The organism is Stomatohabitans albus, assembly GCF_036336025.1.
Classification (GTDB): Bacteria; Actinomycetota; Nitriliruptoria; order Euzebyales; family Euzebyaceae; genus Stomatohabitans; species Stomatohabitans albus.
In genome coordinates this window covers 157204-183779 of the sequence record NZ_JAYKKE010000001.1, presented here as the reverse complement: position 1 = coordinate 183779, position 26576 = coordinate 157204, and the positions used below count along the sequence as shown (strand labels likewise).

Genomic DNA, 26576 nt, shown 5'->3' with positions numbered 1-26576 from the left:
TTGTGTCATCATCGTGATGGTTACACCGGTAGTTCAGGAAACCACATGGGCGTTGTGATTGGTATTGACCCCGGATTGAGCCGCTGTGGTATCGCCGTACTCGGCGGCACTGGAGCCAGGCCACATCTTGTTGCCTCGGACGTGATCCGAACCCATGCCGATGACAGCCATTCTGAACGACTTGCCGTTATTCATGCCGGGATTCAGTCCATGGCGCGTCAGTATCGTCCAAACGCACTTGCTGTTGAACGCATTTTTATTAATAAGCAGGGCAACACCGGTATTGGTGCTGTGCAGGTGGTGGGGTTTGTACATTTAATTGGCGCGGACTTGAGTATCCCCGTCGTTGAATACACCCCTAGCCAAGTAAAAGCTGCCGTCACAGGGAGTGGTGACGCTGATAAAGCTGCAGTCCAGATGATGGTTCAAAAAACACTTGGACTCCCTGCCCGTCCCACACCAGCAGATCGGGCTGATGCGATGGCGGTTGCGATTTGTCATCTCGGTATTCCAGCGTTTCGTCAACGTGACCCGCGGTTGAATCCACACCGAGATGCTCATCTTCGGAGCCGAGTGAGTGGCGACACCCGTTCAAGTGGGGGGATGTCAGCACGCTTAGCCAAAGCCATGGAAACGGCAGGGCCAGGGCTTGCCGCAATACACCCAAGTCGCCTGCCTCAGCAGAAAGACCAGCCGTGATTGCATTCTTATCTGGTGTGATTGTCAGCCATCGTCCTGGACAGTTATTTGTAGACGTCCAAGGTGTGGGATACCTGGTTCGTACCCCTTCGGGGATGCAGCCTGGCCCTAGCGGGAGCCCTGTGACCGTGCACACCTATCTGGCGGTGCGAGAAGACGCCATGGATTTGTATGGATTTGCAAGTGAGTCCGACCGAGATACGTTCACGATTTTGTTAAGTGTCAATGGTGTGGGACCAAAACTTGCCTTGGCGGCTATAGACACCTTGGGCGCTGAGGGGATGCGGCGTGCGGTGAGCACTGAGGATATCGGAGCCTTAACCCAAATCCCTGGGGTGGGGCGGAAGGGGGCGCAGAAAATGGTGCTTGAATTACGCGAGAAGTTATCTGGTCTCCCTGCGACAACCCAAGCAATCGCCTCACCAGAAACGGCTGCCCACCTAACGGCGCGTGATGAGGCCCGCGCTGCCCTTGCCTCCTTAGGCTATTCGGGAACTGAAGTTGAAACCGCCATTGCCGGTATTGACGGAAGTACAGAAGACATAATTCGAACCGCATTACGCGCCTTGGCCCGGTAAGACTGAATATCGGTTGAATATGTGTTGAGGCCCCGACAAGTCGGGGCCTCAACACATAACTGCTTTGATTATTCGAACTTCTTGATAAAGTCTAATAATTCTTGGTGACGGGCTTCCTGACGGGCTTTCTTATCTTCGTATTTCTGCTTATTCTCCGTCACGTCTTTTAATGAGGCGTCGTAGTAGGCGTTATAGGCCGCTTCGCTATAGCCGCTGGATAAACGACATTGCGCATCGTGCGTGGCTGCTTGTTTTTCACTTTCACCGGCCTCACCGGATAAGGGACTATCACCGTTAGCCAGGTCATACCACTCACGCATTTTAGAAACAGGCGGCATCTGGGCGGGTGTTTCAGGCAAATCCTCTATGCCAAGGGGAGCCATACATTCACGCCATTTTGCGGATGCTTCCGCAACCTCAGGGGTTTTAACGGCCTTCATATTGCGTTGAGCTTCTGCTAAGAAGTCCTGATTGATACCGCCACCGGGGGCCGGCTCACTCGCAGATGGTTCTCCAACATCATTGCCAATGATGTTTAGGACCGGGTAGGTCTCATGAATTGTGGAGTAGCACTCAAGTACCTTCGCGGTTTTCTCAAAATCTCCACTCTGGGCCAATGTCGTGAAATACTGTTGGAACTCACGGTTGTTGTCATTGATAAGCGAAAGGCGATACCCCTTGGCTGCCGCATGTTCAGGCGTGAACTGCGCCAGCGCCTGGGCATTGTCCATCATCTCTTTTGACACGGCTTCGTCATACGTCACCGGTGGAATAGCAGCGTCAATGCCTTTTTCGGCAACACATCTTGAAAGGGCAACCTGTTCAGCCTTTTGGACCAACAGAATGTCAATCGTTTCATAATCTTGGGCCGGCAGGTACCACGTCTTAAAGTCCCGTTCTTTAGGTTTGGCCGCCGCTGTCGGGGTAGAAGACGCAGAAGGTGATGCTGATTCACCAGAAGCGGCCTCTGTATCACTTGCTTGAGTTGACGTATCGCTGGGCGTGGCATCACTTGGGGTATCAGTAGTCGTATTGCCGCCACATGCACTGAGGCCAACAGCGAGACAAGATGCCAGGCAGATCAAGGTACTCCGGGATAAACGCATTACATTCCTCTCAATTCCTTACAACGCTAACCAAGGAAGCCTACGAGGTAAGGGGTATTAAGGCAAGTCTCTGAATGTGAACGATGCATGCCCATATCGTCATTATTGGTAGCGCGTCGCCCAATCACTTGGCATCAATCAGCTGTTGAAGGGTTGCCATTTCATCTTGGATGCGTTGATAATGGCGGTCCATCTCTGGCTGGTGGTTCGTTACATGTGCTTGCAGTAATCCCCAGGCGGTGTCATAGCGGGCGCGGTGATAGCCCGAGCTGTCCCGGCAGCGGGCATCAAATACCGCTAAATCAATTTCTTCTGCCTGGTAGGGCGGTTCCTCGCTGCGGTCAACATCACGCCCAAGCCACGATTGGCGCACTGATGGTGGGGGCATCAGTTCGGGATAGTCCGGTAGGTCAGGGATACCTCGTGGCTGCATACAGGCGCGCCAGGCGTCTCGTGCCGTGTCTATCGCAGGGGTAGTGATCTCCTCAAAATGGCGCTGCGCGATGAATGGATTGTCGATGATGACCTGTTCGAAAGGCACATCACCAGGGTCTAGCGGTATCACGTAGCGCTGGGCGAACGGTGCCTTGTTCCAAAAGGTTTGCTGGCACGCCATAATGTCTTCCATATTTGAACCGTCGCCATATTCGGCCATCAAATTCATATATTCATGCAACGGATCTGTACCTGGGAGCGGTGCGTCTATCGCAAAACCATATCCCTGGCGTTGGGCAATGGTTTCATTAAAGAGCAAACGGTCATCGGCCACTGAGCGAGGCTCGGTGTTGGCATCCGATGGGAGTGGAGGGAACGTGACCGTTTTGCCTTTTTGTTGTAGGCACCGTTGCACAACGGCTGATTGGGCTTGCAAAATCGTTGATAGCGGGATTCCCACGTAGGGGTCTGTTGGCAAGGTCCAACGATTGATGTCTTTAACTACACGCCCATCATCTGAGGTGGTGCCATCAGGTACGGCATTGGCCAAATCAAACTCAGTTTGCTGAAGCGCTGGTGGGACAGCGAACTCAGGTAGCGGTGTCAGGGTAGTATCAGGTAGCGGTGTCGGGGTAGTAGGAGAGGCGGATTCAGACGGTTCACGTGGTTGGTCATCGGGTGAACTCGGTGCTGTATTGCCACAGGCCGCAAGAACTACCATCCCAATCACGATAGCTACAGAGTGGGAACGATAAGCGATCATCGTACGCTCCTTGAGGAGGTCTACTGATGCTGGCTGATATAGGCTCGGCGGGCGCGTTCAGCGTCGTCCTCTTGTTGTTTTGTCTGTTGAATACTATCCCTATTTTTTCTTACATATTCTTGGAGATAACCCCATTGGACATCGTAGTACGTCCGATAGAAACCTGAAGTTTGACGGCATTGGGCATCATGGGTTGCAACGGTGAGTTCTTCAGGTGATGGGGTAGAGCGCTGAGAAAAATCAGGTTCACGTTCACCAAACCATTTCATGATGAGTGAATTGGAAGGCATCTCCAGTGGGTTGTCAGGCAAATCAGGGATACCAAGCGGTTTCATACATTCTTTCCACACCTTCTGAGTTTCTACCAGCAGGGGTGGTTGGGCATCACCATAGAGTAAATAGGCTTGGCTGGCATCATATTCGATACGTTCGTCATCAGATTGTGCGTTATGCGCAGTGTCCATCTGAGCACGCAGAAACGGTAAGTCCTGGTCGATGGTTTGTTCGCACTCCTGGAGTGCCATATACGACGGATCATTTATGTTCTGCTCATCGACAACGACTTCAAATACATTTTCCCGACCCGGTACCTCCTCTTCTTTTTCAGCAATTGAACGAATAGTGTTTATAGTTTTATTAAATTGTTTATAGTTTTCATCAATCTCTGAATTATATCCAGAGAAATATCCATAGGTACTGGCATTCTCCGGAGTAAAAAGAAATAATCCATATGATTTAGAAACCATAGGATTTGGTGGTCGATTGAAATTATATTCAATCGGAGGTAATGAGGTTGCTACATGTTTTTCTTGTAAACAATTTGAAAGATAAATTTGGCGAACCTTATCTTTTGACCCGGTACGTGGTGGAATATAGGGATCAATAGGGAGTGCAAAGGTTGAAATATCTTTTATGACTTGTCCATCTACCGATGTTGCCCCATCTGGCTCAATGGCATTGACATCAAAGGCGGTGAGGGGGGTATGTAACTCAGCGGTATCCGAATCATCGCCTCCCCCCGTCTCAGAAGATTGTTCGGGAGTGCCCGTTGCGTTTGTGGAACAGGCCGTGAGTGCAAAGAGGCCGATCGCTATTGATAACCGTTGTGTTGGTGAGGAAAACATCAAAAGCTCCTTGATGCTCGGAGATAGCTTCCTCTTTAATCTTGGCGCAGTTTAGGTGTGCTCCGCATAGGTAGTAAACCCGAATAACTATCGGCGAAGTGCGTCGGCCGGCTCAATGGCTGCGGCACGGAACATGGCTGCAAGAGCGCTCAATGTCCCTACTACGATGCCTCCTGCCAGACCGAGTGGAAGCAGCTTCACGTCAAATACCGGCTGCCAACGTTGCCAGATCGTCACTCCTAGTACGGCGAGTAAGGCAAGTACGGTGCCGGTAAGTCCACCTAGGGCACCCAGCATGCCTGATTCTAAGGCAACGAGGGTGGCGATGTGCCGCCGTCTCGCACCCATAGCCCGACGTAATCCAAACTCCCCGGTCCGGCGCCCAACGGCGGTGGTCATGGCATTGGTCAATGCCACGATGGCCGCCAAGATGGATACCCCGGTCAACGTGTAGAGCATCGTGGTGATGTTGGACTCAATCGTTTCACGCATTGTTTGTGGGTCGGGTGGCGCTTCAACGCTGATCTGATCCGGGTCACGCGGCCAAAGTGCGACGGGGAGCTGTCCTGCAACCTGTTGGGCCGCCCCTGGCATGGTAGTGATATCAAATGACACATGTTCGGCCTGGCTGAGTTCCTTCGCCACCTTGGGCGTAAGAATCGCTGCACTCCCGATTTCGAAATCCAGGCCAGAAGGTCTAATCAACCCTGCCACGCGGAAGGGGCGGCCATTGATAAACACCGACGGGCTGAGGGCGATTGGCCCAAGGTTTAACTTGGCGGCCATTTCTTTCCCCAGGATCACGTCGTGTTCACCAAACTGGTTGCGCTGGTCGGCCCACTCAATTGGATACTGCTGCCCGACCCCACGAATATCCGGTGCTCCTAAAATGGTCACCTCTTCTTCTTTACTTGTTAGGGTTGTTTTGGCTGGGACCGTACCGTACCGAATCAAGGCAGTGATATTGGTAACTCCTGCTACGTGACGGACACGATCGAGTGTTGTGTCACTCGTGATGTCATCAATCACGGATTGATCCTTCACATCGAAGGGACTAAACGCTTTGACTTGAGTATTGCGTGCCAAGTCAAAGGTCTCAGAAACTTGGCTACTCGCCGATTGGCCAATCCCCAATGTTGCCAAGGACATAGCCACCCCAAGGGCTACGGCAATGACCATCCCGATCATGCGTTTCGGATAGTCGGTGAGTGATGCCCAAGCGTCAGTGACAATATCTCTGAACGCTACTGCGGCATCGTTACCGATACGTCCGTCATCGGTGGGGAGGTCGTGCTGTTCCTCAGTGGTGCTGGCCGTAAGGTCGTTGGATGTTTCCGTAGCAAGCTGCCTTGTTCCGTCATCATCAAGGTGATCGTTCGCGTCGCGCCGTATAGGCGGTAGGACGTCGGTCGGGTCATCAACCATTTCGGTGTATGACGAGCCGAGTTCGCTGACTCGACCGTCAAATACTTGAATCCGACGGTGGGCACGATTAGCCACATTGGGGTCGTGCGTGACCAGGACAATCGTGGTTCCTCGCTCCTGTTTCAGTTTTTCAAATACATCCATCACCATGGCCGAGGTAACAGAATCCAGGCTGCCCGTGGGTTCATCGGCAACAAGTACTGGTGCACCTGCAGCGATCGCGCGAGCAATGGCAACACGTTGGCGTTGCCCACCGCTGAGGGTATTCACCGCCATATTGGTACGGTCATTCAACCCAACAAAGTCAATCGCTTCTATCGCCTGGGCGCGGCGCTGTTCGGCAGATACCTGGCGATACATCAACCCCATCTCGACATTGGCGAGTACGGTCCGTGATTCCAAAAGATGAAAGGCTTGAAAAACAAAAGCAAACCAGTGTGAACGCAATTTAGCTCGGGCAATATCATTCGCCTCACCGACTTCTTCACCATTAATGGTGTACGTGCCACTTGACGGTTGGTCAAGGAGGGCTAGCACATTTAATAAGGTCGATTTACCAGAACCAGATGGGCCGACTACTGCAACATATTCACCTTGATCAATAGTCAGATTAACGTCGCGCAAGGCAATGACGGGGCTTGGACCTGCATAGGTCTTTGCCGCACCGACCAGACGAAGCAGACTCATTCTTGATCCACTCGGACCATCATGCCTTCACGCAACTGTCCGTTGACAGACTCAACTGCGCATTGTCCGGCCACACAGCCCACCTCATTCACCGGAACGGCGACAAACTGGTCAGGCTGTTGCACCAGCACGGAGCTTTGTCCACTCGCGTTTTGTGCGATCGCACGTTGCGGCACGACAAGGTGCCCAAGAATGGGTTTTGAACGAGGCACGGTAAGGAGTACCTCGTTGGACCCGAGGTCATTAAATACGCCGGCTTGTGCAGGCGTAAAGGTGACATTCGACGCGCTGCCCCCACCATCTGGGGCAGGCTGGTCAGTCTCGGCCCCTTCCTTCTTTTTATCTTCAGTAACGGGACTAATCCCTGCAACGGTTAACGGGATGGTTTCACCGTTATATAATGCGGTGGCTTCTGTCCCTACGGTGAGATTCGCTAATTCGGTGGATGGAATGGTCGCCACCAAGCTTGAGCCGCCACCGCTTAGTACCACTTTCGCATTGTCACCACTCAGGATCTGGCCACTTTGTGGGCCAGATACCATTCGTGGCTTATCGATGGGTACAAAAATGGCGTCAGATAAGCGGAGGCAAGGAAGATGCACCGGTTTGGGTTCGTTGGTTTTGGGATCGATCTGTTCGACTTGGCAGAGTGGAACGGTAGAGCCGACGCTTTTGAAGTGTCGTCGTAATGCGGATTGTGAGCGAGGCCCAAAATTGCCGTCTGCTTCGATGTTGTACCCCAGCTTGGCCAAGGCCAGTTGTAAACGCTGGACATCACCACCGATTGTTCCTGCTGTAATCGTGCGATACATGGGTACCGACCCGAAAAAGACAAGCACGGGGCGGTCGTTCAATTCAATGATCGGAACCCCATCAAAGATCGTGTCACCAGGACGCTTCAACGCCCCGGTGACGACCGTGCGTTCACCTTCTGGACTCGGTAGGGAATAGGTTAAGTTCGTCTCTGCGGCGAGTTTCGCTTTAACGGTAAAGTCATCCCGTAAGTCCGTCTTGGTTACAGGCACAACAATAGGCTGGGGTTCGGGTGGTTTCGCGTTCGCCTCACGCTGTGCAGGCGATTGAAATAGACTAGCGGCCAGCCAAATCAGCCCAACAAACACCACAAGTGCAAATATACCGATTGCAATTTTATTGGTTAAGAGCTGAACGATGCGATGGCGATCAACCAAAGCCACTCCCAAATGAAGGCAATGAGCGGGTATGAAGAACTACTGGTTTTGAAGAATGAATTCCTGACGCTTCTTTTCAGCAGCTTCTTCGCGTTGCTTTGTCTTTTGAATGGCGTCTTTGTTCTCTTTTACATAGTCCTGGAGTAATCCCCACTGCACATCATAGTAGGTTTGATAAAACCCTGAAGATTGACGACATTCAGCATCTTGCTTCGCAATAACTAATTCATCTGCGGGTGGTGGTGGAAATGTGGTTGTCTCATCAGGCTTGTCATACCACTTATCTGAAAGTGATTGAGTTGGCATTTCAAAAGGCGTATCTGGTAAATCAGGAATACCAAGTGGCTTCATGCACTCTTTCCATTTTGTGATTGTATCTTTTAAGATAGGAGGTTCGGCATCTGAAAAGAAGAACATAGCTTGAGTTGGGTTGCGCTTTAATTCTTTTTCAAATGAATATTCATTTTCTTGTTCATCTTCGTTCTCTGGAGAATTGAAACTAGGATCCATGAATTCATTGGAAAATTGTTCTTCGCATTCGATCAATGCTTTATAGGTCGGATCATTCGCCTTTTCGCTTACCGTTTCAACGGTGAAGGAGTTCTCTTCACCTTCGATAGGGACTTCCTTCTCGGCGATTTTATGAATCCGTTCAATCTCGTTGTAAAATGCCGGTATTTTATCGTAGCTGGCATCGCTGTAGGCTGAAAAGTAGCCATATTTTGAAGCATTTTCGGGGGTGAAAAGAAATTGCCCCGATGATACCGCAAACTTGGGGTCCTTCGGTTTATTGGGGTTAAAATCAATATCCGGAAAATTGACAGATACATTTTTTGACTTGAGGCATTTATCTAAAAAGACTTGCTGTGCTTTAATTTCTGATCCTGTTGATTCGACAATATAAGGATCAATTGGGAGCGTGAACCTTTTAATATCTTTAACAACTTGCCCATCTACAGATTTCGCCCCATCTTTTTCAATCTTACTTGGATCAAACGTAGAAGGCGGAGAAGGGAATTCCATAGGATCATTTTCTTCAACCTGAGCGGTTGATGAACTGTCATTGGGGTTCTCGCCACTTTGACACGCCACTAACCCAAACGGTAATAGTGCAGTGATAAGAGCAAGTACAGGGGTTGGGTAATGATGTGGCATAATAGTTCTCACAATACAGGTTGGATTCGGTTGGTACGTAGTTAAATATGGGATCAAGATAGATAGGGATTCAGTATAATAGGAGGAAAGAATAACTAGATCCTATTAATGTATCTGGTGCTCCTTTAGTTATTAGTTTAAGTGGCTTGAAATATATTCTTGACGTTTTTGTTCAATAGATTGTCTATTTTTTAATTCTTCTAACAGGATGTCCTTATTCTCATTGACATAGTCTTGAAGCATTGACCAACTCACGTCATACATGGCGCGGTTGTACCCAGATGATTCTCTGCACGTTGCATCGGCTTTTGCGACAGACAGCTCTTCAGCACTCGCGGCATGGGTCATGGGGTTTGTATCAACCTGGTTGTTGTACCAATGCTCATCAAGGGATGCAGGCGGCATCTCCAGTGGAGAGTCAGGTAGATCTGCGATACCGAGCGGCGCCATACAAGTTTTCCAGGCATCGGTCGTTCGTTTCACATACGCGGTGTTCGTTCCCGTGTAGTAGTACATGGCACCGAGTGGGTCACGCTTTAATCCCTCTTCATAGGATTCCTTCGAGTCGTAGCCCTGAGAGTCCATTCCATACAGGTCTTGTTCTGACTCCATCAATGCTTCTTCACACGCGGCTAAGGCCTCAGCATCAGGATCGGTGTTGGTAGCCCCGTCCGACTGATCAATACCGCTGCCTTTTGAATAAATCTCTTCGACCGCCGCATTGAATTCAAGGACACCATTATTCGGGTAGACCGAGTTGTAGTAGTACCCGTACTTTCCCGCGTTTTCTGGAGTGAAGATCATCTGTCCGCTATTGGCTGCAATGGCCGGGTTCCGTGGTTCGTCGGTGTCGAAGCGAACGGTGGGCAGCGTCACAGAACTACCCTTTTCACGCATACACGAGGAAAGAAATAATTGGCGAACCTTGTCTATCGAACCAGTGTCTTTCACAAGGAAGGGATCGACTGGTAACGCATTAGTCGTAATATCTTTGACAACGAGACCATCATCAGATGTTGTGCCATCAGGCACGATGGTGGACTCATCAAAGAGCGCGGGGCTCTCGGGGATAGCCGCCACCCCTCCGAAATCAGCATTTTCAGCTATCGCATCGTCAAAATGCGTCATGGCGCTACACGCGGTGAGTGCCACTGGAATTACTGTAGCCAGCGCGAGACGTAACGGAAAAGACGTAACGTGGTCCATGACTTCCTTCGTGAGCAAATCTGATTAGCAAACCATACGAATTAGAGCTCTATTATGAAACGATTGTGATGGCTTCACCGGTGTCTTTGGATAGTTGTCTTTGAAAAGAAAATCATGCGTAGCCATCTCGGGTTTCAGGTACTAAACCACCCGTAAGGACAAGCAAAGGCAGGTGAACGCTAAATTGGCTGTTGTGAGTGATCAGTTCTTAGATGCCAGCCAACCGCAACCTGAAGATGCGTTTGAAGTGAGCCTTCGTCCAAAAACCCTACAAGACTTTGTAGGGCAACGGCGGGTGAAAGAACAGATCGGGTTAATTCTAGATGGTGCTAAAGCACGTGGTGCTAGTGCTGACCACTTACTTCTCAGTGGCCCACCTGGTCTCGGTAAAACAAGTTTGGCCCACATTGTGGCGAGCGAGATGAACGCAGCACTCCGCGTAACCAGTGGGCCAGCACTGGAACGTCCTGGTGATTTAGCCGCGATTTTAAGCAATATCGAAGACGGTGATGTGCTCTTTCTTGACGAGATACATCGCATTCCTCGCGCTGTTGAAGAGATTTTGTATCCGGCAATGGAAGATTTTGTACTGGACATTGTCGTGGGCAAGGGGCCCGCAGCTAAAGCCTTCCGTTTGCCACTCCCGCCGTTCACCCTTATCGGGGCAACGACGCGGACAGGCTTGTTAACTGGACCTTTGCGTGACCGCTTTGGCTTTGCGACCCGCATGGAGTTTTATGAGGACGAAGAACTCGCCACCATCATCACGCGATCAGCTGATCTGTTAGGTGTCCCTATCACACCGGAGGCGGCCAAGCTTGTCGCGTCACGCAGTCGTGGAACCCCCCGTATCGCCAATCGTCTGTTGAAACGGGTACGAGATTGGGCTGAGGTTCGAGGGGATGGCACGGTAGATAAAGCGAGTGCCTTGGCTGCTATGACACTCTTTGATGTTGATGCCCGTGGGTTGGATCGGCTTGACCGGCAAGTACTCGAACGACTCTGTTCAGACTATTCAGGTGGTCCGGTTGGGTTGTCAACCATTGCCGTTGCCGTTGGTGAACAACCCGACACGATAGAAGATGTGGTGGAGCCATTCCTTATTCAACAGGGCATGTTGGCCAGAACTCCACGTGGCCGTATGGCCACGCCGAGTGCGTGGGCCCATCTTGGTTTGACCCCACCAATGCAGTTCAGTGAGCTAACCCTTCTTGACGAGCAAGAATAATGACGATGGGTGATTCGTCTCCCGATTGGATAGGGACTGGCCCGTAAAACATCTTCATATCCTGGTAGCCTAAGGCATCCTGCCAGTCACTTAACCGATGTGAGGATCTCCGTGTTATCACCGCTTATCGCACAGCAGAGTAACCCAATCACGATGCTGTTTCCGTTTATTATTCTCGCTGCACTTATCTATTTCTTCGGGATTCGCCCAGTCTCTGTGCAAAAGAAGAAACAAGAACAGCTCCATTCAAGTTTGCGTATTGGTGATGACGTCATCACGATCGGGGCCTTTAAAGGGACGATCATCGGGATTGACGACGACGGATATGAACTGCAATTGAGTGAAGACACAACGGCGTTTGTACTGAAAGCTGGCATCGCCCGAAAAGTCCTGAAAGAAACCGACCTCGTTGATGAGGAATGGGACGAAGATGATGAAGCAGGCACGGAGGAGCGGAACACGGACCACGAGGAGATCGCGCTTGCGACTTCCCCTGATGACGAGTCACCGGAGATAACCGATCCCACAACAGCAGACCACGGCGACGCACACGAAGAGCCTAAGGCATAACTATTGTGGTTTGGTAGGTAACGACACAGGTCGTTACACATTTTTGTTCTATAAGAGCCTCGCGTGTTTGAGGCAAACCAAAGGGAGTACGAGTGGGCTGGAAAAAGCTCGCGGCCTTAATGATTGGCCCCATTGTGGTGGTAGCCATTCTCTACGGCTGGATCTTAACAAATAACCTAACACCACGACTGGGGTTGGACTTACAGGGTGGTTTGAGTGCCAACCTGGTGGCCAAACCCAATCCTGGAGAAACAATCACCGACGAAGTGTTGGACCAAACGGTTGACATTATTCGTGAACGTGTTGATAGCCTCGGGGTTGCTGAACCAACCATCGCCCGACAGGGAGAGACCATTCAAGTTCAACTTCCTGGTCTTGTCGATGAAGGTCAGGCCCGTGACGTCATTGGGCGTACCGCTTCAATGCAGTTCCGTTCTGTCAAGGAGATCTTACCTGCGGGTGATCCTCAAGCGTTGAAGTGTGATGATCCCAGCCTGGGCCCTGGTGACAATGATCAAGAAGTTAAGTTGTGTATGCGCACCCAGGACCCCAATACGGGTGAAGACCTGCCGCGTGACCAATGGCAGACGGTAGTCGCTAATCCGACGTTTTTGACCGGTGACCAACTGGATGATGCCCAAGCGGCTCTAGAACAAAACACGAACCGCTGGGTCACCTCGATGAATTTCAATGCTGAAGGTGAAACGGCCTTTGGTGATGAGACTGCCAAGTTGGCTTGTAACCAGTATCCGATGAATGCCATCGCGATTGTGCTCGACGGCATTATTGAAACGGTTAGCCCCATGAGCGAACAGGTTCAATGTGGTGTTGGTATCCGAGGGGGGAGTGCTCAAATTGACACAGGAGAGCGCCAGGCCTCAGAAACCCTTGCCCTTGTTCTTCGCTCTGGCGCCTTACCACTTCAGCTTGAATTCGGTACCTTCCAACAGATCAGCCCATCCTTAGGTGCAGACTCCCTCCAAGCTGGCCTTGTCGCCGGGTTGATTGGTACCTTGCTTGTCGGTGTGTACCTGGTCATCCTGTACCGCGGCATCGGATTCTTTGGCATGTTTGAACTCGCGATGTTTGGGTTATGGATCTATGCCTTAATCACATTGCTCGGTGAGTACGTCGGGTTCACACTCACCCTGGCCGGTATCGCTGGTGTGATCGTGTCAATCGGTACGGCAGTAGACTCGTCGATTTTGTACCGTGAACGCTACCGAGATGAGCTACGCACCGGGCGGTCGATTCGTTCCGCAAGTGACCATGCATTCTTAGAGGCGTGGCGAACAAACTTAACGGGGTCAATTGTCAGTATTTTGGCCGCAGTTGTGCTCTATCTACTCGCTATCGGTGAGGTCCGAGGATTCGCGTTTACCTTAGGGCTCAGTGTGTTTGTTGACTTACTGATGTTCGGTACCTTCACCCAAGGCATGTTCGGTCTGCTCACCCGAAGCCCCCGAATTGCCCAAATGAAGATCATGGGGCTCCTTGGCGGGCTCACTGATGAACAGCGTGCAGTCATTGAACAACACCGAATCACGGCTGAACAAGAAGCAGCTAAACGGCGCGGGGTTCGACGTGCTGCTGCCGCTGCCGCTGCGACCGAATCAACGGCGAAGGAGGGTGATGATGCCTAAGTCATCTCAAGACGGGTTTATCAGGCGCCTTGTGACTGGGCGGACGGAAGTACCCGTCATTGCCTTTGCAAAAACGCTGATTATCGTGAGTACCATTTTCATGGTGCTCAGTGCCGGATCCCTGGCAGTTCGGGGCTTAAACCTCTCCATTGAGTTCACCGGTGGGTCTTCTTTCCAAGTTGAGGATGCGAAGAACGACTGGGAACCACGAATGATTGAAACAAAACTGTCGAGTTTGGGTATCCCGGATTCAATCGTCCAGGAAGTCAACGAGGGCACTGGTGCACTCGTTTCAACAACGGCCCTCACCGAGATCGAGGGTGTTGACGATGTTGAAGTTGCCAAGGAGATTGAAACAATTACCGGTGGAACGGTCTCAATCTCAACCGTTGGACCGTCATGGGGTGAAACGGTCACGCGGCAAGCGCTCGTAGCCCTTGTTGTCTTTATTTTGCTTACCGTAGGGTATTTGAGTTGGCGGTTTGAGTTCCGTATGGCTGCGGCCGCTATTTTGGCGCTTTTCCATGACATCCTTGTTGCCGTTGGGGTGTACTCCATTTTTCAATGGTCTGTTTCCCCTGCCACTATCACGGCCTTCCTCACCATCATGGGGTACAGCCTGTATGACACGGTCGTGGTATTTGACCGGGTCCGCGAAGTGGCCGAAGAACACACTGATGAACCAGATTGGCCAGCTATTGTCAATGAGGCCATTAATCACGTGTTAATCCGCTCAATTTCCATGTCGATCACCTCCCTACTGCCCGTCATCAGCCTGATCATCATTGGGTCCGGGCTCTTGGGTGCTACAACCTTGCTGGATTTGGCGGTTGCACTCGCCATCGGTATGGGCCTCGGCGTGTATTCCTCTATCGGGTTGGCGAGCCCCTTACTCGTTTGGTTTAAAACGGGACGGCTTGACCATACGAAGAAAGAAGTCCTTGAACACGCTGATGAAGTAGCGAACGAGACAACGACGTAGCCTTCTGAACGTAAGACCCGCCGCATTCGGCGGGTCTTGTCGTATCCGCTAGCGAACGGCTCCTGACATACCTGGCCAAATTGGCGAGTGAAAGGGGCTCGTTGGTCTTTTGACCTTGAAGGTAATGGTCTTCCTCGCCATATTTGAACTTGTATCGCCAGTTCAACAGCGATTACAGTCGCATTGCCTCGATGAAATGAGGTCGCAGGAGCAAGCGAAGCCGGTGTAAATCCGGCACTGTCTGCGCAACGGTAATTGCTCTACCTAGCAAGTAAGAGCATGAGTCCGGTCGCCTTGCTGTTGTGTAGCCATACCAAGTCCGCGACGGAAGGACTGGGCTGAACGGGCAATGTGTCAGGCCGGTTTCTTCCACCCTGTATGAGGAACCTATGACAACCCGCCATACCATTCAGTCCGCCACGGCATTTCTTGCCTGTGCACTCCTTGCCGCTGGGTGCTTCCAACAAAGTCCTGAACTATCAGCGAGCAGTACCGCAACGACAACACCTTCATCAGCAGCAAGTTCGCCTGATGAGGCATCACCTTCAGCAACCACAGCCCAAGCTGATGGTGGTGATACCGCTGACTGCATCGACCCAACCACATTTGATAGGAATAAGGATTACTTCCCTGACAAAGTTGAGTTTAAGGAAGCGAAACTGATTGAAGTTGAATACCACAACTTCTATAAGACAATCAGTATTACCAATCCCGACACCCAAGCCGTACAAAAAGCCGTACTGGTCAAGTGTGGCGCAGAACAACCAGATCTCGGACCTGACCTAGAAGAGGCAAAGGTCATCACGGTTCCTGCAACACGGATCATCACACCGTCAACAACTGAGATTTCAAATTTTGAACTACTCGATGCGCTTGACCATATAGGAGCAACAGGGGCTACGGAATATATTTCATCTACCAAAGCGCTGGAATATTTTAAAACTGCGAATACGCCCGCCATTGCCAATCCCAACGGGGATATCGATGTTGAACAAGCCCTTGCGGTAAAGCCGGATGTTACCTTGATGTCTGGCATGGCCAATGATGCCTACACGGCCATTGCAGCCGCTGACGTTCCTGTACTTGATGACAATGCATGGCTTGAAGCAACCCCACTGGGGCGTGCTGAATGGTTGAAGTTCTTCGCCGTATTGACCAATACAGAGGCAAAAGCTAATACGGAGTACAACCGTATCGAAACGGCCTACAACACGGTGAAAGAACAGGTTGCCAGTGAAGCCTCCAAACCAACCGTCTTGGCAGGTTCGGTCTATCAGGGGCAGTGGTATGTGCCGGGCAATGATAGTTATGTGGCTAAGTTCATTGAAGATGCCGGTGGGTCATATGTCATGAAATCAGCTCCTGGCGGTGGTTCTGAGCCAGTTGACTTTGAAAAGGTTGTGGCCGAAGGTGGGCAAGCCGACATCTGGATTAATGCTCAATCATCGGCTCCGGCGTGGGCAAGCACCGCCGACATCATTGCCGTTGATGCTCGCCTTGGTGAACTCAAAGCAGTCAAGGACGGAAAAGTCTTTAACCCGATGAAAAAGATTGGTCCTGGAGGTGGAAACGAATACTGGGAAACGGGTGTTATTCAACCCGACGTGGTGTTACACGACCTTGCAGCCGCTTTCCACCCGGATGCCTTTACTGATTACGAACCTGTGTACTACCTGAACGTAGGCAAGTGAGCACACCACACGTTGATGGGCATGCCCAGCATCTCCAGGTTGGGCATGCACCGTCGCTGCCACCTACAGAACGGTCATTCATCGGTCTTCGCTTTGGGGTGCTTGGATGCGTGTGGCTGATCGTTATCGTGATGGGTATCACGATTGGATCGGTCACCGTGTCCCTCTCCGATGCCTATAAGGTCATCTCTGGTGAAACGGTAGATGCCGTGGTGTACACGATTGTGCATGACATCCGCATACCAAGGACCATCACCGCTGTCGTTGTGGGTGCGGCGATTGGCGTGAGTGGACTGATCATGCAGACGCTCTTTCGCAACCCTCTAGCCGACCCGTATGTACTTGGTATTTCATCAGGAGGAAGTCTTGGTGTAGCCCTCGTCATTATGGGGTCAGGGGCGTTGAGCACCGCCTACGGTGCTGAATTCACTTCAAGTTTGGGATTGAGCGGTCAATTTGCCATTGTCATCGCTTCAGCGATTGGTTCCGGGGTGGTCATGGCTCTCGTCCTTGGGATCGGCCATATCATCCGCTCCTCAGCGGTGCTGCTCTTGCTTGGGGTCATGATTGGCTACTTTGTATCAGCATTTATCAGCGTATTGATTGCCTATGCTGAACCTGCGTTGGTAGCCCAATTCACCCGATGGGGGTTCGGGAGTTACACGGGGGTGACGTGGGACCGAATTGGGATTCTTGTTGGCATCATCTTGGTTGGGCTTGCAATCGCCTTTTCGTTAGCTAAACCGCTGAATGCATTATTACTGGGTGAACGGTATGCCCAAACAATGGGCATTGAGATGCGTACAATGCGGTGGGCGTTAATTGCTATTACCTCGATATTGGCAGGCGTCTCTAATGCATTTTGTGGTCCAATTGCTTTCATTGGTATCGCCGTTCCCCACGTCACCCGGGGTGTGATGGGTTCTTCGGATCATCGGGTGCTCATCCCTGGTTGCATATTGGGCGGTGGGGCAATGGCGTTACTTGCTGATGTGATCGCGCAACAGCCTGGGACAGGCGTACTCCCCATCAATGCCGTGAATGCGGCCTTCGGTGCGCCCATCGTCATCGTGATTTTGTTGCGGTGGTATCGGGGGATGGAGGATCGATGAATGCCCAGACGCCATCACCTCGTTTAGCCGATCAACAGCAAGGGGGAACTGGACTTAACCTCCAACACGTGGCGGTGGGGTATGACCGTGGGAAACGACGGGAACGAACAATTCTTCGTGACATTACTACGACTGTTTCCCAAGGTGACCTCATCGGGTTGGTCGGGCCAAATGGGGCGGGAAAATCGACACTATTACGCACGATCGCCGGTCTTCAACCACCCCTTGCCGGCTCGATCACGGTGGCAGGTTTTCAGGTCGGTTCAACCCCTAAACGAGTGATGGCTAAAGTACTTGCGGCGGTGTTAACGGATCGCTCTATCGGGGGACGGTTACGAGTCCATGAGGTGGTTGCATTGGGTCGGTATCCCCATAGCGGTTTGGGGGCACGCCTGGATGATCAAGACCGCGCGGTCATGGCCCGTGCACTCAATGCAGTTGGAGCGAGCGCGTTATGGAACCGTGATGTAACTGAACTATCTGATGGCCAACGCCAACGGGTATTGGTGGCGCGGGCACTTGCACAAGAGCCAATGGTGATGGTCCTAGATGAACCGACCGCATTTTTAGATCCACCCGGACGTATCGCTTTATTGGAGCTACTGCGGGAGGTCAGTACTGAACAGGCTATCGCCATGGTGGTGTGTACCCATGATGTTGACTTGATGTTGCATTACGCCGATCGGTTCTGGATTGCAGGACCTGGAGAGGTCGTACATATCGGTGACCCAGATACAACTGCGAGAGACGGCACCTTGGAAACGGCATTCCAGACCGATGGGGTGATATTTGACCATGAGCGTGCCCGCTTTATCTCTACTCGCATGGCACAAGCCTTGGATTCCTAATGGACTCGGCACTGGTACCCTCACGCACCCAGTTACCCCTAGTTACCCCTGTTGAGGTTTCGCCCATCCGGTACCTCGTACTCTGGCCGACTGCGGCGTGCGATTTGGATTGTGTGTATTGCTACCGGCGGGACCGGCGCGGTGGACGTATGGCGCTTGAAACTGCCGAACGCGCAGTCCAAACCGTGCTTGATGATGCCCAAGCGTCAGGAGCGCCGTTCCACATCCAACTTGCGGGTGGTGAACCGCTATTGGTGCCTGATGTTATTGACCGTGTGGTTGATTTGGTCTGCAGCGCGGGGTACTCACCCAAAACAATTGCGGTACAAACGAATGCCACCCGTATTGACGCGAATATGGCCGCACAGCTCCATGCTTGGGGTATCCAAGTTGGGGTCAGCCTTGATGGGCCACCATCGGTGCAAGACACAACACGGGGAAATGCCAAAGCGACATTTGGTGGCCTCATACACCTTGCTGCATTTGACGTACCAGTTCGTATTACGAGTGTTGTTTCATCGATAAATGCGCATCGCCTTGATGAACTTGTGGTGACCGCCGCATCCTTTGGCAATATCACCGGAATCGCCTTGGATTTAATTATTCCTTTGGGAAGTGCGGCTACACGACCTGATTTAATACCAAGTGCACGCGCTATTCGTTGCGGGATTTTTGAGATGTATTCAGCGCTTATGGCCCTCAATCGTGAGCGTCGTCAACCACTCATATGGCGAGAACTCGAAACAGTTCGTTTGGCCTTGCGCAAGCCATTGCGGTTGCCGTCTGATCATGATTCCCACATTCAACCAACACCGGTCAGCCGGTACTGTTTTGCGGTTACGGGTCAATGTATGGCTGTGAGTCCTAACGGAGCCGTCTATCCATGTTCACAAGCTGTTGGAGATCCAACCCGACAGGCAGGCACAATTGAGGCGATAGATCGTGAGGCACTTAAACAGTTCAACCGTGTTCCTCCACTGAGCGGGCCATGTACGCAGTGCGCACTCGCAGGACGGTGTCCTGGTGACTGTCCATCCCGCCTCGATGTGACTTCTCCAGACAACCAACACCCCTTGATGTGTGTGATCTACAACACCCTTGCACAGTTGGAAGGGGCGGAATGACGACAATCTGTTACTTTTCAACAACGGGAGGGTCCCTCCCACTTGTGAGTACAGTTGCTCATGAACTCCAGAAGAATGACGAACCGGTTACCGTCATTGCTCGGGGGATTGAACAGCTCACGACCCCGGAAGCGATCACCGCCTTTGCGCATGCCTGCGTAGATGCGGATATCACGATTCTCTGTTTACACGGTGGCTTGGGTAGTTTCCCAGGCTGGCCAACCTTGGCTGCTCTGCGCGAGGCACGAAGAGAGGCCGGTCAGTCTGTGGGCTGGTTACATATCCAACCGACCGACGGAGATCAAGATGCCACGGCTGCGGCGATGGCACATGGTGACGGTATCGAGGAACGGATTTGGCCGAAACTATCAGCCCTGTTGCGTCAGGGAGGCCTTGACAATATCCGTCATGTATTCCTCACGCTCCTTGCCCGGGTTCACGGCAATGAACTTCCGATTCCAGATCCAATGCCGATGCCGTTTCAAGGGATTAGTCATCCCCAACACGGGCTCTTTACCAACCTTGCAGACTATCTATCAGTGGTCGGCAGTGATAAACCACTGATCGGGATCATCTATCCACGGACCTTTTGGATTGACCGTAATACGGATATCGAATACGCCCTCGTTGAAGCCATCGAAGCCCGTGGGGCCATCGCGGTACCAATTTTCTGTTATCGCTGGGCTGATGCATCCTATGGAGGGTTGGCGTTCTCCGATGTGATTGACGCGTTTTGTCGGGTGGACGGCACATTGCGCCTTGATGTGATGATTGACCTTTTCGGCATGTCTATGACGATGATTGACCCTGGTCTGTCAACCGTATTTGCTGATCTTGACTTGCCAGTCCTCCATGCGATGACCAGTTATGGCACGTATGCACAATGGGCGCAAACAGCCCAAGGGCTAGGTGGGATGGACGTGAGCACACAAGCTGCCGGCCCAGAGTTTGATGGCGAGATCATTGCCGCATTTGTGGGGACACGCGAGATTGACCTAGTCGATCCCCTGACCGGGGCGATGCAGCCGCGCCGGGCACCCATCCCAGACCGGATTGCCGCGATGGCAAATCAAGCCCTAGCCTGGGCTCGACTACGTTACAAACCAAATCATGAAAAGAAGATTGCGATTATCTTCCATCACAATCCACCCCGTGATGACAAGATCGGGTGCGCATTTGGATTAGATAGTTTTGAATCAATCCGCCGCCTCCTCCTTGCCCTTGACCACGACGGGTATGACGTGGGTGAACCGTTTGCGTACGGAGACGAGATCATCGAGGCGATTCGTGATGGATTAACCGGTGACCAGCGGTTTCTTGACGCTGAACAAATGCATATCAACGCTCAAATCCACGGTGATGTGGCCGCCTTTCAGCCAATGGTTGACGGGCTCCCTCAGGTTGTTCAAACGGAGATGGAACGTAACTGGGGATCATTTCCTGGAGACCTATTTGTCTACCATGATCAGTTTTCCTTTCCAGGAGTGACACGGGGCAATGTCTACCTGACGATTCAGCCACCACGGGGAGCTTTTGAAGCGATCACCGATGGTCGTATGCACGATGACTCCTTACCACCTCCCCACCACTATCTAGCCCACTACCGATATATCCGTGATCACTTTGGAGCCGATGCGGTTATCCATGTCGGTACCCATGGCACGTTGGAATGGTTACCAGGTAAGGGACTCGGGTTGAGTGAATCGTGTTACCCCGAACTGGTCTTGACCCATCTGCCCAATATCTATCCCTACATCATCAACAATCCTGGTGAAGGCACCCAAGCGAAACGCCGCAGTGCCGCGGTCATTATTGACCATCTGACACCGCCGATGCGTCCATCTGGGCTGTATGACGAACTTGCCGAGATTGAACGGATAGTCCGTGACTATAGCCAGGCTGTTGCCGTGGATACCGAGCGTGCCAGGGCGGTGGCGCGCCAGCTCTGGGATGCTGTCGTGCGCGCCGATTTGCAGGTCGATCTGGAGTTGACCCAAGCACAAGCTGAAGCTGACCCTGACGGGATTGTTGACCAGGTGAATCACCACCTCATGCACCTAAGTGAGAATGTCATTGCCGATGGGCTCCACGTCCTTGGTTCGGTTGTGGCTGATGGTGGCACGACACTACAAGAACACCAACCGGATACGGGCACTGAACGGGCCCGTCTAGCCACATTCTTGACACAACTCACCCGTATCCCAAATGGGGATATTCCAGGTCTGCGTGATGCCATTTTGGAAGCCTGGGGAACCTCATTGTCGGCTGCCCATCATGCAGGTACACAACCGATCTTTAAGGACGGGCGTATCGGCAGTCAGGTCATTGAGGATGCTCAGCAGACTGCAGAAACCTTGATGGACATGGTTGTGGCGTGGGCACAGAACGGTCGGTTAGAACCAGAAGATGCCAAAACGAATGCCTGTGATATCACCAAAGCGGTACTTGGGTTCTTTGATGCGCAGGTATGTACGGTTGTCCATTTTGTGATCACGGAGTTACTTTGGCGCTTAGACCATACCAAAGATGAAATCACAGCAACGCTGAACGCTTTGGCAGGCCGATTTGTATTGGCCGGGCCAAGCGGAGCACCCACCCGTGGCAATGCACTGATCCTGCCAACTGGTCGGAACTTTTATTCCATTGACCCCCTAACAATGCCCACCCCGGCAGCGTGGGAAGAAGGGGTCACCTTAGCTGAACAGCTTTTGGCAAACCATGCGGCTGCCCACCCCGATGACCCCTACCCGCACAATGTGGGTCTTGTCGTTTGGGGTTCAGCCAATATGCGCACGGGTGGAACTGATATCGCTGAAATCCTGTACCTCTACGGCCTGCGGCCTCAATGGGCTGCGAGTGGACATGTACAAGGTCTTGAGATTATTCCCATCAGTGAGCTTGGCCGTCCCCGTATTGATGCGACGCCGCGAGTATCTGGCTTTTTCCGTGATGCATTTCCAAATCTTGTTGACTTGATAGATAAAGCGGCCCGTATGGTTGCTGCGCTTGAAGAACCCGAGGAACAAAATCGCTTGCGGGCACATGTCCTTGAAGACGTCAAGCTGCTCACCGCACGTGGCTTGTCCGTGGATGACGCGATGCGCAGTGCCACCTTGCGGGTGTTTGGCTGTCAGCCTGGCAATTACGGAGTGGGGATCGAAGCACTTATCGAGACCGGTCAGTGGGAAACGCAGGCCGACCTGGCTGAAACGTTTATCGCCGATTCGGCTTATGCCTACGGTGAAGGCGTGTTCGGTCAAGCCGATACCGAACGCTACGAACGCCGCTTAGCCACGATGGATGTCGTCACCAAAAATGAGGACACCCGTGAATATGACATGTTGAGTTGTACCGATTTCTACAACGAATTTGGTGGCCTTATTGCTGCTACAACCCATGTGCGTGGCGTGAAGCCAGACGCGTATGTCGGTGATATGGCCGATCCGCGTCGTATTCAAACCCGAACCGGTACGGAGGAGGCACGACTAATTATCCGGTCACGTGTATTGAACCCTGCTTGGATAACCGGCCTCCAACGCCATGGATATAAAGGAGCCGGAGACTTATCCAAAGTGCTCGACATTTTGATTGGTTGGGATGCGCTTGCCGATGTCGTTGACGATACGTTGTGGCGGCAGGTTGCTGAGCGCTATGCCTTTGACCCCAATATGCAAGCATTTTTTACTGAACATAATCCTCATGCGTTGTACAACATAACCAATAAGCTGATTGATGCTGCGGAGCGAGGGATCTGGTCAGCACCCCAAGATGCTATTGACCGACTCAACGATATTCGTGACACCGTTGAGGGTGACATCGAAGCCCTCATGGATGATGATGCGCCAAGTTCGACACCCCTCTCCTCATCGGGTGGGATAGATCTCCGAACACTTGGACTGAGTCGTGAATAACCCGTCTACTCGGCGGTATCTGCCAGTCAGTGCCATCGTTGGTCATGAGGCGGTCATTCTGGCCCTGCAATTATTGGCCATCGAACCGCGGATTGGTGGGCTGCTCCTGGACGGGGAAAAAGGAACGGCGAAATCTACTGTCATCCGTTCTGCCGCGGCGCTATTTATGGATGGGCCGGTGTATACGATTCCGCTCAATATTACGGAAGATCGTCTTGTCGGCGGGGTCGATCTTGAACCCACCATGGCTACTGGTCGGGTACATTCAACGCAGGGGCTGATGGCACAAGCGGACGGGGGGTTGATCTATGTTGATGAGATTAATCTGTTGGCTGACCATCTGGTCGACTTGCTTATCACTACGGCTGGACAAGGGGTTGTGCACGTCCATCGGGACCGTATTAGTCGAATTGATCCAGCCGCATTTGTCCTCGTTGGGTCGATGAATCCCGAAGAAGGGGCGTTACGACCACAGTTACTTGACCGCTTTGGGCTGAGCGTTTCGGTCCACCAATTGCGTGATATTGCACAACGCGTAAACGTGATGAAAACCCAACAGGCATTTGACCGTGACCCTGATGCGGTTATTGCAGCCCACATAGCTGATGACTTGGCGTTACGAGAACAGGTTAACCGTGGCCGGCATTTCCTTGCCCAGACTCGGATATCTACAACAGTCACCGCCTTTATCACTCAACTGTGTATGAATGCACGGGTTGCCGGTCATCGTGGCGATGTGGTCATGGCCATGGCCGCCAGAGCTCACGCGGCGCGAGATGGTCGATGGCGTGTCACCGAGGATGACGTGATGGCGATAGCAGAACTCGTTTTGGCTCATCGTCGTCGGGATATGACTGATCAAGGCCAACCGCATACCAATAGCCCATTTGATGGTAGCCCCCCTGAATCTAGGCAAACTCGTCATGATCCCCAAATGAGTGATCATGGTTCCACAACGGATCGGCGAGACCAGCCAGGTACCACCCCAGATGATGCCCCCGGCGGACAAGAACCTGACGAAGAGTCGGATGGTCAAGCGGAAGATGATACTGAGGAGTCATCATCACCGCCGACACCGTCTGCCCCGTCTCAGAACGATGAAGATAGCGACCCGATTCGCTATGAAGGTAGCGATATTGATGTTGAACCTCTTGATGGGCAAGACCAGGGCGGCACAGATAGTCCATCTCCAATAGGTGCACCGTTTGCGGTAAAACCCATCACATTGAACCGTGACCGAACCCACCGACAGCAAGCTGGACGACGGTTTCATTCACGGACACGTAGTGTGCAAGGGAGAAAAATCTATAGCGAACGAACTGATCAGATTGCTGATCTCTCACTCATTGACACCCTTTTAGCCGCTATCCCGTATCAATACGATCGCCGGTTACAACGGCCAATACCAGGGCCGCGTATCTTGATTGAGCATGAGGATTGGCGCCGTGTGATTCGACAACGCAAGGTGGGGGCTTGTGTACTGTTTGTGGTAGATGCCAGTGGATCGATGGGCGCAAAGGCACGCATGGTAGCCAGTAAAGGGGCTGTACTCAGTTTGCTCCTTGATGCGTATGTCCGTCGCGACCAGGTTGGGTTAATTGCATTTCGACGTTCGGGTGCAGAAGTTGTATTGCCCTTGACCCACGCCATTGAGCGGGCTACCCGCGCGCTTGAACTACTCCCCACCGGTGGGCGAACCCCGCTGATAGCCGGGTTGGCCAAAGCCCAGGAGGTGATCCGCGTTGCTCGGCAAAAAGAGCCAACGGTACGACCGTTGGTGATCGTCATAACTGATGGCCGTGCAAATGTTGGGCATGAAGGGCAAACCGGTGCTGGAGTACGTGAACAGACGCTTGCCTTTGCTCGGTCGCTCAGTCAAGATGAGTCGGTGACCTGGGTCGTTGTTGACTCAAGTGACACTCGGGGTCGGTCACCTGGTCGAGCCAAGGACCTTGCTGAAGCCCTCAACGGGGCGTACTACTCATTTACGATGCTAAATCGTGATGACTTAGTAACCGTAACTCATACTGAACTAGCCCATGAAGAACGCTAAGAAAGGTTCTGTTGTGTCCCTGCCTATGTATCCCTTTTCGGCCATCGTCGGCCAAGAAGAAATGAAGCTGGGGTTGATTCTCAGCGTCCTATCACCACAGCTCTCAGGGATTCTGATTCGTGGGGAAAAAGGTACAGCGAAATCAACTGCAGTTCGAGGGCTTGCTGCATTACTCCCAGACCAGATCGAAATTGGGCATACCGCCTTTCACCTGACCGAAGAAGAGTATCTCCAGTACGGGGCTGCATTGAACCTTGATGCAGACTTGACGCCGGTTTCCGTATCCTGTCGGGTGGTTGACCTGCCGGTGGGTTCTACCGAAGACCGGGTATGTGGCACGATTGATGTACAAGCAGCCATTCAAGAAGGTAAGAAACAATTCGAGCCCGGCATCTTAGCTAGTGCTCATCGTGCGTTGCTCTATGTTGACGAAGTGAACCTCCTTGATGATCACATCGTTGATGTCCTGCTAGATGCGGCTGCGATGGGGGTGCATACCGTTGAACGTGAAGGTATCTCGGTAACCCATCCAGCACGATTTTCACTTATTGGCACGATGAACCCCGAGGAAGGAGAGTTGCGTCCACAGCTCTTGGATCGGTTTGGCATGTGTGTAACCGTTACCGGTGAACATGACCCTGCCTTGCGTGTTGAGGTGATTGAACGCCGTATGGCGTTCGAAGACAACCCCGACCAATTCATCGCTCAATGGGAAGAAGATGACAACGCCCTCAGCGAACAAATTGCTGATGCCAAGGCGCGTATCGCAGATGTGGTGGTTGAGCATGTCACCTTGGAAATGATTGCGAAAACCAGTTTGGATGCCAACGTTGACGGTCATCGTGCAGATTTAATGATGATGCGTGCCGCAATCGCAATTGCGGCTTGGCTTGGCCACCCTAAGGTTGAAGAAACTGATTTACACCAAGCCGCGCGCCTCGTATTACCACACCGAATCCGCCGTACACCTCTTGAGATGGTTGCAACGTAGCGAAGAGTCACCAGGCGTTGTGAGCCATCGGCTGTACAGGGAGACTTGGGTTTTG

General features: G+C 52.1%; 20 protein-coding genes. 13 read left to right on the top strand and 7 right to left on the bottom strand.

The features are described from left to right. Positions 1–45: 45 nt before the first annotated feature. Both ruvC and ruvA read left to right on the top strand, forming a co-directional pair. Entirely contained in the window at positions 46–699 is a 654-nt protein-coding gene (gene ruvC / locus VCU37_RS00785; protein ID WP_336248727.1) for a crossover junction endodeoxyribonuclease RuvC, read from the top strand. Further along, positions 696–1277, top strand: a complete 582-nt coding sequence (gene ruvA / locus VCU37_RS00780) for a Holliday junction branch migration protein RuvA (RefSeq protein WP_336248726.1) — start codon at positions 696–698, stop codon at positions 1275–1277. The genes ruvC and ruvA overlap by 4 nt, the downstream gene beginning before the upstream one ends. A gap of 68 nt (positions 1278–1345) precedes the next feature. Here ruvA and VCU37_RS00775 read toward each other — a convergent pair whose 3' ends face one another. The 7 genes from VCU37_RS00775 to VCU37_RS00745 form a co-directional block, all read right to left on the bottom strand. Next, positions 1346–2383, bottom strand: a complete 1038-nt coding sequence (locus tag VCU37_RS00775) for a hypothetical protein (protein ID WP_336248725.1) — start codon at positions 2381–2383, stop codon at positions 1346–1348. 124 nt (positions 2384–2507) lie between these two features. Then, positions 2508–3581, bottom strand: a complete 1074-nt coding sequence (locus VCU37_RS00770) for a hypothetical protein (RefSeq protein WP_336248724.1) — start codon at positions 3579–3581, stop codon at positions 2508–2510. Positions 3582–3601: 20 nt separating this feature from the next. Continuing rightward, positions 3602–4705, bottom strand: a complete 1104-nt coding sequence (locus tag VCU37_RS00765; protein ID WP_336248723.1) for a hypothetical protein — start codon at positions 4703–4705, stop codon at positions 3602–3604. A gap of 87 nt (positions 4706–4792) precedes the next feature. Beyond that, complete coding sequence (locus VCU37_RS00760) at positions 4793–6817, bottom strand: ABC transporter ATP-binding protein/permease (protein WP_336248722.1); 2025 nt, start codon at positions 6815–6817, stop codon at positions 4793–4795. Beyond that, the gene (locus VCU37_RS00755) at positions 6814–8007 is read right to left on the bottom strand and encodes a peptidoglycan-binding domain-containing protein (RefSeq protein WP_336248721.1); all 1194 of its coding nucleotides are present in this window, start codon (positions 8005–8007) and stop codon (positions 6814–6816) included. Before VCU37_RS00755 ends, VCU37_RS00760 begins: the two co-directional genes overlap by 4 nt. 39 nt (positions 8008–8046) lie before the next feature. Further along, a complete protein-coding gene (locus VCU37_RS00750) occupies positions 8047–9162 on the bottom strand; it encodes a hypothetical protein (RefSeq protein WP_336248720.1) in 1116 nt (371 codons plus the stop codon). A 132-nt stretch (positions 9163–9294) separates the two neighbouring features. After that, the gene (locus VCU37_RS00745; RefSeq protein WP_336248719.1) at positions 9295–10368 is read right to left on the bottom strand and encodes a hypothetical protein; all 1074 of its coding nucleotides are present in this window, start codon (positions 10366–10368) and stop codon (positions 9295–9297) included. Positions 10369–10540: 172 nt separating this feature from the next. On the opposite strand from VCU37_RS00745, the gene ruvB reads away from it, so the two are divergent. The 11 genes from ruvB to VCU37_RS00690 all read left to right on the top strand — a co-directional run bounded on the left by ruvB (position 10541) and on the right by VCU37_RS00690 (position 26521). After that, positions 10541–11596 carry a Holliday junction branch migration DNA helicase RuvB gene (gene ruvB / locus VCU37_RS00740; protein WP_418896425.1) on the top strand — a complete coding sequence of 352 codons (1056 nt, stop codon included), beginning with the start codon at positions 10541–10543 and terminating at the stop codon, positions 11594–11596. 111 nt (positions 11597–11707) lie between these two features. Further along, a complete protein-coding gene (gene yajC, locus VCU37_RS00735; protein WP_336248718.1) occupies positions 11708–12166 on the top strand; it encodes a preprotein translocase subunit YajC in 459 nt (152 codons plus the stop codon). A 92-nt stretch (positions 12167–12258) separates the two neighbouring features. Continuing rightward, positions 12259–13809: a protein translocase subunit SecD gene (gene secD, locus VCU37_RS00730; protein ID WP_336248717.1), complete on the top strand. Its 1551-nt coding sequence runs from the start codon at positions 12259–12261 to the stop codon at positions 13807–13809. Then, positions 13799–14791: a protein translocase subunit SecF gene (gene secF / locus VCU37_RS00725; RefSeq protein WP_336248716.1), complete on the top strand. Its 993-nt coding sequence runs from the start codon at positions 13799–13801 to the stop codon at positions 14789–14791. The genes secD and secF overlap by 11 nt, the downstream gene beginning before the upstream one ends. A gap of 389 nt (positions 14792–15180) precedes the next feature. Then, positions 15181–16482 carry an ABC transporter substrate-binding protein gene (locus VCU37_RS00720; RefSeq protein ID WP_336248715.1) on the top strand — a complete coding sequence of 434 codons (1302 nt, stop codon included), beginning with the start codon at positions 15181–15183 and terminating at the stop codon, positions 16480–16482. Positions 16483–16562: 80 nt separating this feature from the next. Continuing rightward, the gene (locus VCU37_RS00715) at positions 16563–17594 is read left to right on the top strand and encodes a FecCD family ABC transporter permease (protein ID WP_336249531.1); all 1032 of its coding nucleotides are present in this window, start codon (positions 16563–16565) and stop codon (positions 17592–17594) included. Then, the gene (locus VCU37_RS00710) at positions 17591–18442 is read left to right on the top strand and encodes an ABC transporter ATP-binding protein (RefSeq protein ID WP_336248714.1); all 852 of its coding nucleotides are present in this window, start codon (positions 17591–17593) and stop codon (positions 18440–18442) included. The genes VCU37_RS00715 and VCU37_RS00710 overlap by 4 nt, the downstream gene beginning before the upstream one ends. Beyond that, positions 18442–19566, top strand: a complete 1125-nt coding sequence (locus VCU37_RS00705; protein WP_336248713.1) for a radical SAM/SPASM domain-containing protein — start codon at positions 18442–18444, stop codon at positions 19564–19566. Before VCU37_RS00710 ends, VCU37_RS00705 begins: the two co-directional genes overlap by 1 nt. Next, complete coding sequence (gene cobN / locus VCU37_RS00700; protein WP_336248712.1) at positions 19563–23477, top strand: cobaltochelatase subunit CobN; 3915 nt, start codon at positions 19563–19565, stop codon at positions 23475–23477. The genes VCU37_RS00705 and cobN overlap by 4 nt, the downstream gene beginning before the upstream one ends. Then, positions 23470–25530 (top strand): VWA domain-containing protein, encoded by a 2061-nt coding sequence (locus VCU37_RS00695; protein ID WP_336248711.1) that lies wholly within the window; start codon positions 23470–23472, stop codon positions 25528–25530. The genes cobN and VCU37_RS00695 overlap by 8 nt, the downstream gene beginning before the upstream one ends. Beyond that, positions 25517–26521: a magnesium chelatase ATPase subunit I gene (locus VCU37_RS00690; protein WP_336248710.1), complete on the top strand. Its 1005-nt coding sequence runs from the start codon at positions 25517–25519 to the stop codon at positions 26519–26521. The genes VCU37_RS00695 and VCU37_RS00690 overlap by 14 nt, the downstream gene beginning before the upstream one ends. Positions 26522–26576 lie beyond the last annotated feature (55 nt).